The following is a 14,412-nucleotide window of genomic DNA, read 5'->3' on the forward strand; positions in this document are numbered from 1 at the left end:
ATTATGTTCTTTTTTGAAATATTTTTCAAATATAGAAAATTACGACTATTTGTTTTTATTTTTTTTCAATATTTTCTTGATTCAGAGCCTTTTCGATATATTTTTCTTTCAGAACATCATAAAAAGCTCTCTTGGTTACAAAATTACAAACCAAAGAAGCGAGAACTGCTCCCAATAATAGAAAAAAGATAATACTATGTCTGTCTGTCATTTCAAATATAATAATTGCAGAGGTAAATGGCGCTCTGGTAACTCCTGTAAGAAAAGCAGTCATCCCAATTAAAATCAATAAATTAGCATTATCTCCTGTTAATTGTAGCAATTGAGCAATTAACGCTCCAAAACTTGCTCCAGAACTTAATGAAGGGGCAAAAACGCCTCCTGCTCCACCAAAACTGAAAGTAGCAATTAAACCATTCATTCTCAAAAAAGGTAAATACCATTCTACCGATTTATCTGAGGTAAAAAGCAATCTTTCCATTAATTCTTTACCAGAGCCCATAACTTCGGTTCCGAAAAAATAGATGAAAGTTGCCACAAAAAATCCACAGAAAAAAACGATAAAAACTTGTTGATAGTTTTTCTTGAATTTCTCAAAAAAACTCATCACTGCAATGATAATGCTACACATTTTACTTCCAAAATATCCAGCAACAATAGCCGTAATAAAAATTCCTACAAAAACCAGCCAACCAGAGTAATTGGTTTTAGGATAACCTAGATACAAGTAACTGCCACCAAAACCTTGCGCAGTGAGACCGGCGATGATAACTGCTACAAAAAGTGGAGATTTAATATACTTAATATGTGTTTTGGCTAATTCTTCAATCGCAAAAATAATTCCGCCAAGTGGTGTGTTAAAAGCAGCAGCTAAACCAGAAGCAGCTCCTGCAATCATTACATTTTTCTCGGAAATTGGAACCCACCATTTTGGCAATCTTTTATGAATTTCCACAAAAATAGAACCTGCAATTTGTATCGTTGGCCCTTCTCTTCCTGCAATTCCTCCACCAAAAACTTTTACAGCACTTGCTAAAATTTTGATGATGATTATTCTTAAACTCAAAAATCTTTTAACAAGATAATGTGTATTTGGTTTTGACAATTCTACTGAAGCCATGACTTGCGGAATTCCGCTTCCTGCAGAATATTTAGCAAAAGTTCTTACCAAAAACCAAGAAATGAAAAAACTCAAAGGCGTGATGATGAAAATATATAATTTATTCTGATGAAAAATTTCGTGAGACCATTTTTCTGAAAAGGTGAATATTTTACTGTACAAGAAAGCCACAAAACCAGTAATGAATGAAGCCAATAAAAAGGGTAAAAACTGTAGAAACTGCTTTTTGAGGGTAGAATTGGCATAAGTGGTTCTTTGGTATACGTTTTTAAAATAAGAAAGTAGATTTCTTACAATAAAATTTTTCCGAATGGGAACCAGCAATCTTTTGTAATGAAAATTCATTGAATATTTTTTACATGATTTGAAGCTTTAAAATTTATTTATACACTTCTACATTTGATTTATTAAGTCTTTTCTCAATCCAGTTTTTCAGTTTTATTTGGTCTTCATCTGTAAGATTTTCTGATGATTGATAAATAAGTACAGGTTTTTCAACCAATGAATCACCTTGTGCAAAACTGAGTTCAGAAACATTTATCGCATTAATATTTGGAAACAAAACTTGAGCTTCTTTAAGCAACTGCATATTATCTTCTAAAGATAAAGTTTGACTTTTTAAAGCCAATAATTCTTTATCTCTTTCAGAATTTTTATTGATTTCATTGAGAATATCGTCTTTTAAAACTTCTAAATTTTGATAATTATTAGCTTTAATAATAAGTTCTGTATTGTTTAGACCAATTTCTGAAAGACTTTGGTTCATTTTTTTTATTTCATCTTGAGTAAAATTTCTCTTTAAGAAAGCTAATTCTATTTTCCTAGGATTACTTAAAAAATTTATTTTTTTGTAAACCAAAGTATTTCCTTTTTCTATAAATTCTTTTTCAATAAACTGGTCTGCTTTAATCCTAAATTCCTGTTCTTTATATAATGAATAGGCAAAATAAATACTTGGCAAAAGAACAAGTAAAGAAAGTAGAGTTATCAAATTTTGCACTCTTTTTCTCTCCTTTAAATCTACAAATTTAACCGATGGATATTTAAGAAATTTAACAATCAAAAATGTAGAAATCCCTATAAAAACACAATTAATAGTATAAAGAAATAATGCTCCAAAAAAGAACTTAAAATTACCTGTTGCCAAACCAAAACCTGCTGTACATAATGGTGGCATAAGAGCTGTAGCAATGGCAACACCAGGAATAGGATTTCCTTTTTCCACTCTAGTTATTGCAATAACACCAGCTAAACCACCAAAAAATGCAATAAGCACATCATAAATATTGGGAGATGTTCTGGCTAATAATTCTGATTGAGCTTCTTTGAAAGGACTAATATAAAAATAGATGGTAGAAACTAATAAACTCGCAATGGTAGCAATAAGCAAATTTTTTAATGATTTTTTCAGTAATTCAAAATCAAAAACACCAAGTGCAAAACCAGCGCCTACAATAGGCCCCATCAAAGGAGAAATAAGCATGGCTCCAATCACCACTGCTGTAGAATTTACATTAAGACCTACAGATGCTACAAGAATCGCAGCCATTAGAATCCATAAATTAGAACCAGAAAAAGAAATATTATCTTTTACGTTTTCTAAAACTTTTTGTTTGTTTTCTTCTCCTTTATGTAAATCTAATAATCTAAACATGAAATGGAATTTTTAACTTAAATCTAATCTCATCAATTCATCTAAATCTTTTAAAACGGGATTAATTTCTACAAATTTTTGGAAAATATCTCTTTTCGTTTCTTGTTTTTTGATGAGTTTTTTGTCTTCTCGGTAAGAAACTTCTATTTTGTAGTTGTTGACTTTTCTCTTGAAATGATTAAAAAATTGCGCTTGAATTTTCTCAAACTCAGTTTTTACCAAATCTGAAGGATATAAAATCTCCACTACATTTTCTTCCTTTTTATGAAGTTTTGCTGTATTTACGGCAAAATAAGTGACTTGGTCTTTTATAAATAAATCATTTAGAAAAATTTGCCATTCTGTTTGTAAATCTTTCTCGGTGAAATGATGATCTGGTAAATCTTCTTCTTTTTTCTGAAGAGTGACAACTACTTCTTCTTCCTCTTTTTTATTGAGCGTAGCAAGAATACTAAATTCTGAAACAATGGTTTTCTTAACAATTGGTTCAGTAATTTTTTGAACAGTTTTTGGAACAGATTCTTCTGTTTTTTTAGTTGACGGTAAAGTTTCTTGTGGTTTTTCTGGAACTACTTTTTGCTTTTCGCTTTCCTTTTTACGAAATAGTGGCGCTAGAATTAAGAACTTTTTTTTTTATCATCACTTTTTGCAGCAGTAAGACTGGCCAACTGCATCAAAGCGATTTCTACCGTTAATCTTGGATTTTTAGAATTTTTGTAATTAATGTCTGCATGATTACAGATTTCTATAGCATCTATGAGTTGCTGTGCACTCCAATTTTTGCTCTGTTCAGAAAACTTCTGTTTCGTGTTCTCACCTACTTCTATTAAAGCAAGTGTAGAAGCATTCTGTGCCATCATTAAATCACGGAAATGACTTCCCAATCCACCAATAAATAAATGTGGGTCAAAACCTTTTTTAACAATATCATTGAAAGCGGTAAGAATTCCCGGAATGTTATTTTCTTTTGCTAAATCTACAATTTTCAAATATTGATCGTAATCTAGAATATTGAGAACTTCTGCAGCTTTAGCAAGTGTAATATTTTTTTGAGTAAAAGTGGTAAGTCTATCAAAGATAGAAAGTGCATCTCTCAGTGCTCCATCAGCTTTTTGAGCAATTAAAAACAATGCATCATCTTCATAATTTACGCCTTCTTTTTCTGCAATTTTTCTAAGATGTTCCTGTATATCTTCGATGGTGATTCTTTTGAAATCATAAATCTGACATCTTGACAAAATGGTAGGAATAATCTTATGTTTTTCGGTAGTTGCTAAAATAAAAATAGCGTGAGCTGGAGGTTCTTCTAATGTTTTAAGAAAAGCATTAAATGCCGCTGTAGACAGCATATGAACCTCGTCTATAATGTAAATTTTATATTTCCCAACTTGTGGAGCAAAACGAACTTGGTCTGTTAAATCTCTAATATCATCAACTGAGTTATTAGAAGCAGCATCTAATTCAAAGATATTATACGCAAATCCGTCTTCTGAGGTAGAACCATCTTTTTCGTTGATTTTTCTAGCCAAAATTCTAGCACAAGTAGTCTTTCCTACACCTCTCGGTCCGCAGAAAAGCAACGCTTGAGCCAACTGACTATTTTCTATGGCGTGTTCTAAGGTATCTGTAACGTGAGATTGTCCTACAACAGTATCAAACTCTTGCGGACGATATTTTCTTGCGGATACGATAAAATTTTCCATTGGTCAAAAATAGGGAAATAAATGAAATTTTAAAAATTATAATGACAAAGTTTTTCAAAAAAAAACCGCCGTAAAAAATACGACGGTTAGATTTTTATTTACAACATTGAAAATGTTCGGTTTCACAATTTTTTCCTTGAGCGGAACATTCTTCCATACATTCTGTAGTGCAATTGTTCATAGAAACAGATTTCTTTTGAGAGGCAGAAATCATGGTTTCTATTTTATGCTGTCTATCTTTTTCAATTTTTTCGGCAAACATAGAAGCTAATGTAGGTGCGATTACCAATGAAACAATTGACATTAACTTAATCAAAATATTCATAGAAGGTCCAGAAGTATCTTTAAATGGATCACCTACTGTATCACCCGTTACCGAAGCTTTGTGCATTTCAGAACCTTTATAATAAGTTTCTCCATTCACTTCAACTCCTTTTTCAAAAGATTTTTTCGCATTATCCCAAGCTCCACCAGCGTTATTTTGAAACATTCCCAGTAAGACACCACTTGCAGTAGCTCCTGCTAAAAAGCCTCCTAAAACTTCAGGCCCCCAAATAAAACCAACTAATAATGGCGTAACAATAGCAATAGAACCAGGTAATAACATTTTTTTGATAGAAGCATCCGTAGAAATAGCAACACATTTGTCATATTCTGGTTGCCCAGTTCCTTCTAAAATTCCTGGAATTTCTCTGAACTGTCTTCTTACTTCTTCTACCATTGCCATAGCCGCTTTTCCTACTGCATTAATTGCTAATGATGAGAAAATAAATGGAATCATTGCTCCAATAAAAAGCCCAGATAAAACATCTGCTTTATAAATATCAATACCATCAATTCCTGCAATTCCAACAAATGCTGCAAATAATGCTAACGCAGTAAGTGCCGCTGAAGCAATTGCAAATCCTTTTCCAGTAGCTGCAGTAGTGTTTCCTACAGCATCTAAAATATCTGTTTTTTCTCTTACACTTTTTGGCAATTCACTCATTTCTGCAATTCCACCTGCATTATCTGCAATCGGTCCAAAAGCATCAATCGCTAATTGCATAGCAGTAGTTGCCATCATTCCAGCAGCAGCAATAGCTACTCCATATAAACCTGCACAAAGATAAGAACCCCAAATTCCCGCAGAAAGTACAATCATAGGTAATAAAGTAGATTCCATTCCTACAGAAAGTCCACCAATAATATTAGTAGCGTGTCCCGTAGAAGATTGTTTCACAATACTTGTCACAGGTCTTTTTCCCATTGCTGTGTAATATTCAGTAATGATAGACATCAATGTTCCTACTACTAAACCTACCATAATCGCTCCAAAAACACCCATTCTGGTAAACTCAAAACCTCTTAATGTCATATTTTCAGGAAGAATGAAATTCACTAAAAAATATGAAGCAACCGCTGTTAGAATAATACTTCCCCAGTTCCCCATATTTAATGCTTTTTGAACTTTAGCAGTGGTATCTTCTGTTTTGTCAGAAATTTTAACAAAGAAAGTTCCTATAATTGAAAATACAATTCCAGTTCCTGCAATAAGCATTGGTAAAAGGATTGGAGCAAAACCTCCATAATTATCTACCGATAAAGTTTCTCTACCCAAAACCATAGTTGCTAAAACTGTAGCCACATAAGAGCCAAATAAATCTGCTCCCATTCCTGCAACATCTCCCACATTATCTCCTACATTATCCGCAATCGTAGCTGGATTTCTAGGATCGTCTTCAGGAATACCTGCTTCTACTTTTCCTACTAAATCTGCTCCTACATCTGCTGCTTTGGTATAAATACCACCGCCAACTCTTGCAAATAAAGCAATAGATTCCGCTCCCAAAGAAAAACCAGTCAATATTTCGATGGCTCTTTCCATTTCGTGGGAATCTACACTGGCTTCTGGCGCGAAAATTTGTTTAATAATTAAGAATAAAGAACCTAAACCTAAAACAGCTAGACCTGCCACTCCCATTCCCATTACAGAACCTCCAGTAAAAGAAACTTTAAGTGCTTGAGCTAATGAAGTTTTAGCAGCTTCTGCAGTTCTTACATTTGATTTAGTTGCGATTTTCATTCCTATATAACCTGCTGTAGCCGAAAAAACTGCTCCTACAGCAAATGCTATTCCTATACTCCAATGAGAATTAGCATTGCTAAATCCCATAATTCCCAATAATATACCTACCACAATTACAAAATAAGTAAGGATACGATATTCAGCTTTTAGAAAAGCCATCGCTCCATCTGCAATATGACCACTAATGGTTTTCATTCTGTCATTACCTGCAGGTTGCTTACTTACCCAAGAACTTTGAACGAAGGTGTAAAGTAAGGCTATGACACCAAAAAGAGGTACTAAATAAAATAGTAAATTCATAGAATATTAATTTTTGTTAACAATTGATGGGACTAATATAGTAAAAACAATAACACAAAAAACAAATTTAGATTTAAGATTTTTTAAGTTATGATTTATATCGTAAAGTACTGAAAATAAAACAAAAAAATCTAGCGAATATTCGCTAGATTTTGTAAATTTACTCAAATTTCGGCTTTTACATAATTCCCCCGAATTTATCAGAATAATCTTTTTGTGAAGCTACAATTACTTCTTTTGCATGTTCAGCTCCGTATATTTCTTCTATTCTACAAGTTGCTTCTTCGTAAGGAAGATTTTTGTAAGTTAAGAAGTAATGTTTTAGTCTGAAAACTTCAGCTTGTGGCAATTCAGAAATATCTCTGATATGACCATACACTTGATCTCCCACCATTACCGCTACGATTTTATCATCTGCTTCACCTTTGTCAATCATTTTAAAACCGCCTACAGGAATCGCATCCATCAATAAACCTCCAGAGTGAATATTGTGTGAACTTAACACTAAAATATCCAATGGATCGTGGTCTCCTTCTGAAACATCTACTGCTCCTTCTCTAATCGCTAATTTTTTAACTTCTTCGTGGCAATACGTTCTAGGAATAAAACCGTACAATGCTGGAATAATATTCGAAAATTTCTGTGGTCTGTCTACTTTTAAATATCCACTTTTTTTGTCTACTTCATACTTAATTGTATCTGCTGGAACTATTTCTATGAAAGTAGTTACCACATTTGGAGCATCATCTCCTGCAGAAACTCCATGCCATGGATGTGCTTTAAAATTTGGAATCATAATTATACTTGTTTCTAATTTTTACAAAGTTAAGATAATAAAATGGCATCTTTTCTTAAATCTTCTATAGTGTTTGCTATAAAATCTTCGCCATTTACATAATTCATTAAAAATATGGTTTTGAAATCTTGTAAACTTGCAGTATTACTAAGACTTTCGTAAGTTTTTCTCATCAACTGAATTACATTATTCTTAGATGCAACAACATTCTCCCAAGAATTTCTAGAAATATACAATTGCTGAGAACTGTTATACTCAAATTCTTCTGTAATATTCTTTTCTAAAAGATAAATAAACTCATGAATCGCTAAGTCTTTATCAAACTTATTGACCAAATTCGATGGTTTTATTCTTTCTAAAAAAAGCGTCATTCTTTCGTAGGCTTGCATTTTTAAATCTCCATTTGCCTTTACCACTAAAAGCTTTAACTCTTTGTTTTTCAGATTAATATAAGTAAAAACAAATTGTCTCAATAAAAAAATTATTGGGAGCGCAATGATTAATGCAAAAGCATAAGGAAGCATGTTTTCAAAATTCATTTTACGAAAAATTGAGGGTGCAAAGATAGGAATAATTATTGTCTAATAAAATACGATTTAAGTAACTGAATCTTAGAGTTTTCTACGAAAGAGTAATTTTCTTCTGTCGCGCCAAAACGCCTATAAAATTCTGCAATTTCAGAAATATTACTTCCATGAAAGTTAAAATCCTTTTTCTCAATGTTTTTTCTGAAAATTTGGTCAAGAATAATAGACGACAAATTATACTTAGAAAATTTCTTATCATTAATAAAATTAACCAAAAAATCTTCATTTTCAGATTCTATTAGATACGCTTGTGAAGCCAATTCTCCTTCAAAATACAGTTCATATACTTTCAAAAGATTTTGACTCAAAAAGTTTTTCATATTTTCAAAAGCTCGCTTTTTCAAAGAAAAATTTGAAAAACCAATCACATTTTCAGTAAAAAATGATTCACAATGATTCAGATTTTCGGCTTCCGTAAATTTTATTTTATCCCGCAAAGCATTTGTAATCCTCACGTTTCTTCTTCTGTGAATAGAATATTTCTTTTTGATACTTTCGTAATCTTCAGCAAATAATTTATAGTTTTTTCTAGTTTTTAAAAGAATTGTAAACTCATTTTTGGCATTAAAAGCATAGTAAAACACCTTATAATGTTGTTGAAAAAACTTTAAAAAAGATTCATTTAATTCTTGAGTATCTTTTTCTGAAAAAACCCCTAATTGTTGAGTTTGCAAAGGCATTACTACAAAGGTAAATCCCCATTTTTTCGCTAAAGGAATGGGCATTACTGCTTCGTAATCATTATCAACAAGAATTTCCCAATTTTGATGAAGCAAAAGGTCTAAATATTTTTTTTCGGCAAAGAAAATGTATTGTTCAGACTGCTCTAAACAATTTTGATATTTCTGCCAATCTACTTCTTCATATTTCAGTCGCTTTATCATAATAAACCTGCTTCTGCGAAACTGTAAAATGAATTTTCGCCAATGATGATATGGTCAAGCAATTTAATATCTAAAATTTCGCCAGCATTTTGAATATTTTTAGTCATTCTAATGTCTGCTTCGCTCGGTTTTAGAACACCAGTTGGATGATTATGCGCCACGATAATATTGGTGGAAAAATTTTCTAAAGCTTCTTTAAAGAGCACTCTCACATCTACATGAGTTGCAGAAATTCCGCCTTTTGAAATTTGAGTTTTTTTAATCAGTTGATTTTTCTGGTTCAAGAAAATTACCCAAAACTCTTCAGTTCTGAGGTCGGAAAGATGTGGCAAAAGTATTTTATAAGCCTGTTCAGAACTTTTGATGACTAATTTTTCTGGAATTTCTTGCGATGCTTTTCTTCTGCCAATTTCTAACGCTGTAGCAATAGAAATGGCTTTTGCTTCGCCAATTCCTTTGAATTTCATCAAATCTTTTATGGAAAGTAAACTCAGATTCTGCCAATTATTATCTACACTTTTCAAAATTTTCTGAGCGAGTTCTACAGCAGATTCTTCTGTATTTCCACTTCCTAAAATAATCGCCAGTAATTCTGAATCTGAAAGCGCAGATTTACCCTTCAAAAGAAACTTTTCTCTTGGTCTGTCATCTTCTGAAAGGAATTTTATGGACATTTTTTTAGCTTTAGATAAACTTGACTCTTTTTACTTTTTACTTGGCTCTTTTATAAAATAAGTCCGTCTTTCATGACTAATTTTCTATCGGTACTTTCTGCCAGTTCTTTATTGTGCGTTACAATCACAAAAGTCTGATTGTATCTGTCTCTTAAATCAAAAAAAAGTTGATGTAGCGAATCTGCATTTTTGGAATCTAAATTTCCAGTGGGTTCGTCTGCAAAAATAATTTTCGGAGAATTGATTAAAGCTCTGGCTACGGCTACACGTTGCGCTTCACCACCAGAAAGTTCTTTTGGTTTATGCTGAATTCTATGCGCAATATGTAATTCTTCGAACAACAGAAATGCTTTATCCATAGATTCTTTTTCGTTTTTCCCAGAAATTCTCGTAGGCATCAGTACATTTTCTAAAGCTGTAAATTCTGGCAATAACTGGTGATGCTGAAATACGAATCCTATGTTTTCATTTCTAAATTTAGAAATCTCTCTGTCATTCATTTTTAGAAATGATTGATCACCAATCGTTAATTCTGTTCCGTATTTATCTATATGAGAAGGCAAATCTAAAGTTCCCAGAATGTGTAGCAAAGTAGATTTACCAGCTCCTGATTCCCCAACAATGGAAACAATTTCGCCTGTTTTTATTTCTAAATCTACTCCTTTTAGAACTTCTAAATCACCGTAAGATTTGTGAATATTTTTCGCTTTAATCATAGTTCAAAAATAGTAAATTGATTTTAGATTTTAGATTTTAGATTTTAGATTTTTTAAAATTTTTAAAATAAGGATGCTTTTATAATTTCAAAGAGAAATGAAAATGAAAGATTTAATAAAAAAATACTTTCGCGTAAGTGATTGTAGCGTAAATCCCGCAATGAAATGGCGCGAGCGAAGCGAGCGTAAATGAATGAGGAATTGCCAATAATATTTTTAATGTTTTGAAAGGAATTGGCGAATTTCGTTCCTTAATTTGCAGCGAAAAGCACGGTCTAGTTATAAAATAACTTGGGAATTGCAATGGATTTTACAACAAGATACACCAAAATAAAAAAATCCTTTCAAAAAATGAAAGGATTTTTAATATATAAAATTGTAAAATTTTACAATAACATAGTCAACGGACTTTCTAAATAAGTTTTAAGAGTCTGTAAGAATTGTGCACCTGTAGCGCCATCTACTACTCTATGGTCACAAGCTAAAGAAAGTTTCATAGTATTTCCTACCACGATTTGACCGTTTTTAACCACTGGTTTTTCAATAATTGCACCTACTGAAAGGATACAAGAATTCGGTTGGTTAATAATCGAAGTAAAGGTTTCGATTCCAAACATACCAAGGTTAGAGATAGAGAAAGTAGAACCTTCCATTTCATTAGCTTTAAGACCTTTTGATTTCGCTCTAGAAGCCATATCTTTTACAGATGCAGAAATTTGATTATAATTCATATAATCTGCATTTTTAAGAACTGGAACTACTAAACCATCTGGAATTGCAACTGCTACACCTACGTTGATATTTCCGTGGTGAATAATTTTATCACCTGCCCAAGAAGAATTTACTTGTGGGTGTTTTCTCAATGCTAAAGCAGTAGCTTTAATCACCATATCATTGAAAGAAACCTTAGTGTCTGGTAAACTATTCAGCTCTTTTCTTGCTTCGATAGCTTTGTCCATATTGATTTCTACCATTAAATAGTAGTGCGGTGCAGTAAATTTACTTTCAGAAAGTCTTTTTGCAATAACATTTCTTACTTGAGAGTTTACGGTTTCTGTAGTTTCACCTGCTACGAAATTCATAGCCACTTGAGCAGCAGGAGCAGAAGCTACACTTGTAGAAACTGCAGCAGTTTGTTGAACTGGAGCTGAACTTGGTTGATAATTTTCAATATCTTTTTTAACGATTCTTCCGTTGTCGCCACTTCCTTTAACGGTTGAAATATCAATTCCTTTTTCTGAAGCCATTTTTTTAGCTAAAGGAGAGATATTAATTCTTCCACCAGTAGAAGTTGTAGTAGAAACTGTAGCATTTACCGCTGGTGCTGTTTCAGTTTTTGGAGCTTCTGTAGCAACTGGAGCAGAAACTTTTCCACCACCTGCAACAATTGCAGATACATCTGTTCCAGCAGGACCAATAATGGCTAAAATTTCATCAACATTTGTTGCGTTTCCTTCTGAAACACCTTGGTAAAGAAGAGTTCCTTTAAATTCTGATTCAAAATCTTGAACCGCTTTATCTGTTTCAATTTCTGCAAGAATATCACCTTCTTTTACATCATCACCTACATTTTTGTGCCATTTAGCCACTTTTCCTTCAGTCATGGTATCAGAAAGTCTAGGCATAGTAATTACTTCTACACCTGCAGGAATCTCTGCTGAAACAGCCGAAACTTCTGGTGCAGAAACTGCAACTTCTTCTTTCTTTTCTTCTGTTTGAGGAGCAGAATTACCTCCTGAAACTAAACCAGAAATATCTTCTCCGGCATTTCCTATAATTGCTAAAACGCTATCTACAGGAGAATTACTTCCTTCTTCTGTACCAATGTATAAAAGAGTACCGTTAAATTCTGATTCAAAATCTTGAACGGCTTTATCTGTTTCGATTTCGGCTAAAACATCGCCTTCTTTTACTGTATCACCTACTTTTTTATGCCATTTTGATACTTTTCCCTCGGTCATTGTATCAGAAAGTCTGGGCATTGTAATTACTTCAGCCATAATTTTTATATTGATTTGAGATTTGAGATTCGAGATTCGAGATTAAAACTCAAAGAATTTCAAACTCAAATTTCAAATTTCAAATGAATTTAAAATTAATTTTCTAATTTATCTAAGAATGGATAGTTTGGTTCAGAATAAACATATTCGTATACTTTTTCTGCACTTGGATATGGAGATTCTTCTGCAAAAGCTTCACATTCTTCTACAAACATTTTAGATTTTTCTTCGATAGCTTCTAATTCTTCTTCAGTAGCCCATTTGTTTTCTAAAATTCTGTTTTTAACTAAAACGATTGGGTCTTCTTCTTTTTTAAGAGCTACTTCTTCTTTAGTTCTATATGGTTCAGCATCTGACATAGAGTGACCTCTGAATCTGTAAGTTCTAGCTTCTATGAAAGTAGGTCCGTCTCCTCTTCTTGCTCTTTCCACAGCTTCGTAAGCTACTTCTGCTACTTTTTCTGGATCCATAGCATCTACAGGCATACAAGGCATTTCGTAACCTAAACCTAATTTGTAGATATCTTCGTGGTTTGCAGTTCTAGAAACTGATGTTCCCATAGCGTATTGGTTATTTTCTACCACGAAAACTACTGGAAGTTTCCAGTTCATTGCCATGTTAAAGGTTTCGTGTAAAGCACCTTGTCTTACAGCTCCATCACCAAAATAACAAATGGTAACTCCACCTCTTTCAAAATACTTATCTGCAAATGCAATACCTGCTCCTAATGGAATCTGACCACCTACAATTCCGTGACCTCCGTAAAATCTATGCTCTTTTGAGAAAATGTGCATAGAACCACCTAATCCGTTAGAAGTTCCTGTAGCTTTACCACACAATTCTGCCATAATTCTTTTAGGATCTACTCCCATTGCCATAGGATGAACGTGACATCTGTATGCTGTAATCATCGCATCTTTAGTAAGATCCATCGCATGTACAAATCCTGCAGGAATAGCTTCTTGGCCATTGTATAAGTGTAAAAAACCTCTAATTTTTTGTTTTAGATAAAGAGAACGGCATTTGTCTTCAAACCTTCTCCACATTGTCATATCTGCATACCATTGCAAATAAACTTCTTTAGAAAACTCTTTCATTGATAAGTTTTAATTTGTTGATTTTTCAAAATTTAAAATGCCTTTAAAGAACATTTTTCTGAATAATATGCAAAAATAGTAAAATTCTTTTGTTTATAAGAAAACTTATGTCACAAATAATGATGATATTTGTTTCTTTAAATATTATATTTTTGAAAAAACATTTATAAATCCATGTCTAAGAAAAATTTTTCTGCTGTTGTATTCCTTTCTAAAGTAATTTCTAACCTACTCAATCCACTTTTTTCGCTACTCATCTTCTTTATTTGTTTTGCTTATGTAAAAATGAATTGGGAAGAATCTTTAATCAATATTTTATTGATGATTGCGTTAGTGGTTATTCCTATTTTTTCATGGATTGGCTGGAATGTAAAGAAAGGAAACTACACCAATATGGATGTTTCTGACCGAAAACAGAGAAACAGTCTTTATCTTTTTAATTTCATCATCATTGCCATTTATACTGGGGTTTTGTATTTTACAAACCAAAGAACAGATTTGCTTTTCATCATAGTTTTCTTGTTTATTCTCATGCTGATTATGCACATCAGTAATTTTTTCATCAAAAGTTCTATGCACACTGCTTTTAATGTTTTTGTAACAGCGCTATTCTTTTCTTTGAATCCTATTTTAGGCATTATTTGGTTCGTTCTTACATCATTTGTTGCCATTTCTAGAATTATTCTGAAAAGGCACACGCCGAAAGAAGTGATAATGGGAGCATTTATCGGAACGGTGGTTTCTTTAGCTTACTTATATTTTAATATTCAGACATTTCTATAATCTTAAAATTTTTACTACATTTATAATTCA

General features: G+C 32.5%; 13 protein-coding genes. 1 reads left to right on the top strand and 12 read right to left on the bottom strand.

Going from position 1 to position 14,412, the window contains the following annotated elements; translation table 11 throughout:
- Positions 1-55 precede the first annotated feature (55 nt).
- The 12 genes from C3729_RS08135 to pdhA form a co-directional block, all read right to left on the bottom strand.
- Positions 56-1,465, bottom strand: coding sequence for a chloride channel protein (locus C3729_RS08135; protein WP_260204502.1), 1,410 nt, complete (start codon positions 1,463-1,465; stop codon positions 56-58).
- A 34-nt stretch (positions 1,466-1,499) separates the two neighbouring features.
- Complete coding sequence (locus C3729_RS08140; RefSeq protein WP_104793710.1) at positions 1,500-2,774, bottom strand: TIGR00341 family protein; 1,275 nt, start codon at positions 2,772-2,774, stop codon at positions 1,500-1,502.
- Positions 2,775-2,786: 12 nt separating this feature from the next.
- A complete protein-coding gene (locus C3729_RS08145; RefSeq protein ID WP_104793711.1) occupies positions 2,787-3,020 on the bottom strand; it encodes a hypothetical protein in 234 nt (77 codons plus the stop codon).
- Positions 3,021-3,391: 371 nt separating this feature from the next.
- The gene (dnaX, locus tag C3729_RS08150; RefSeq protein WP_069798392.1) at positions 3,392-4,477 is read right to left on the bottom strand and encodes a DNA polymerase III subunit gamma/tau; all 1,086 of its coding nucleotides are present in this window, start codon (positions 4,475-4,477) and stop codon (positions 3,392-3,394) included.
- A 94-nt stretch (positions 4,478-4,571) separates the two neighbouring features.
- Positions 4,572-6,845: a sodium-translocating pyrophosphatase gene (locus tag C3729_RS08155; protein ID WP_104793712.1), complete on the bottom strand. Its 2,274-nt coding sequence runs from the start codon at positions 6,843-6,845 to the stop codon at positions 4,572-4,574.
- A 178-nt stretch (positions 6,846-7,023) separates the two neighbouring features.
- A complete protein-coding gene (locus C3729_RS08160) occupies positions 7,024-7,641 on the bottom strand; it encodes an inorganic pyrophosphatase (RefSeq protein ID WP_069798390.1) in 618 nt (205 codons plus the stop codon).
- A gap of 29 nt (positions 7,642-7,670) precedes the next feature.
- Complete coding sequence (locus C3729_RS08165; RefSeq protein ID WP_104793713.1) at positions 7,671-8,180, bottom strand: hypothetical protein; 510 nt, start codon at positions 8,178-8,180, stop codon at positions 7,671-7,673.
- A 35-nt stretch (positions 8,181-8,215) separates the two neighbouring features.
- Entirely contained in the window at positions 8,216-9,112 is an 897-nt protein-coding gene (locus C3729_RS08170) for a hypothetical protein (RefSeq protein ID WP_104793714.1), read from the bottom strand.
- Positions 9,109-9,786, bottom strand: coding sequence for a RadC family protein (gene radC, locus C3729_RS08175; protein WP_104793715.1), 678 nt, complete (start codon positions 9,784-9,786; stop codon positions 9,109-9,111). Before radC ends, C3729_RS08170 begins: the two co-directional genes overlap by 4 nt.
- A gap of 50 nt (positions 9,787-9,836) precedes the next feature.
- Complete coding sequence (locus C3729_RS08180) at positions 9,837-10,502, bottom strand: ABC transporter ATP-binding protein (protein WP_104793716.1); 666 nt, start codon at positions 10,500-10,502, stop codon at positions 9,837-9,839.
- A gap of 386 nt (positions 10,503-10,888) precedes the next feature.
- A complete protein-coding gene (locus C3729_RS08185; RefSeq protein WP_104793717.1) occupies positions 10,889-12,502 on the bottom strand; it encodes a pyruvate dehydrogenase complex dihydrolipoamide acetyltransferase in 1,614 nt (537 codons plus the stop codon).
- Positions 12,503-12,597: 95 nt separating this feature from the next.
- Positions 12,598-13,599 (bottom strand): pyruvate dehydrogenase (acetyl-transferring) E1 component subunit alpha, encoded by a 1,002-nt coding sequence (gene pdhA / locus C3729_RS08190; protein ID WP_104793718.1) that lies wholly within the window; start codon positions 13,597-13,599, stop codon positions 12,598-12,600.
- Positions 13,600-13,773: 174 nt separating this feature from the next.
- On the opposite strand from pdhA, the gene C3729_RS08195 reads away from it, so the two are divergent.
- On the top strand, positions 13,774-14,382 hold the full coding sequence (locus tag C3729_RS08195; protein WP_104793719.1) for a phosphatase PAP2 family protein: 609 nt from the start codon (positions 13,774-13,776) through the stop codon (positions 14,380-14,382).
- Positions 14,383-14,412: the final 30 nt, after the last annotated feature.

Source organism: Cloacibacterium normanense, assembly GCF_002943105.1.
In the GTDB taxonomy this organism is placed as follows: domain Bacteria; phylum Bacteroidota; class Bacteroidia; order Flavobacteriales; family Weeksellaceae; genus Cloacibacterium.